Annotated in this window: 1 protein-coding gene; it reads left to right on the forward strand. The window is 37.6% G+C overall.

The features are described from left to right. Nucleotides 1–191 precede the first annotated feature (191 nt). Nucleotides 192–516 (forward strand): MATE family efflux transporter (locus tag ACWHAR_RS32080; protein ID WP_452089049.1); only part of this gene is annotated, 325 nt, incomplete at its 3' end.

Here is a 516-nt window from a genome sequence, read left to right on the forward strand (position 1 = left end):
GAAGTTCCCACGAGGTTTCTAAAATCTTTTCCTCTGAAATCTGAGGCTGCTGCTTTTTCATATTATCCGTCCTTTTATCTAACAGTGTAAGTTTCTCTTTACAGGTTTATAAAATGATGATACCATCTAACACTGTAAGACTCAAACTAACAGTGTTAGATTAAATATAAACAAGAAAGAAGTGAAATATAATGGATACAGAAAACCTCTATTATTTTGAAAAAGCACCGATCGCAAAAGCTGTTGCTCACTTCGCTATACCGATGATGCTAGGTACATCAATGAGTGTCATATATTCCATTCTAAATGCCTTTTTCCTTGGTACACTCCACAATACCGCCATATTAACCGCACTCGCATTAACCTTGCCGTTATTTGCAATCATTATGGCGCTAGGCAACTTGATTGGCATGGGCAGCGGTACATCAATCTCCCATTTGTTCGGGGAGAAAAAATATGATGATGTAAAGCATGTATCCTCATTTGCCTTTTACAGGAGTTTCGTTCTTGGTCTTA

The organism is Bacillus sp. LR--39 (assembly GCF_053613335.1).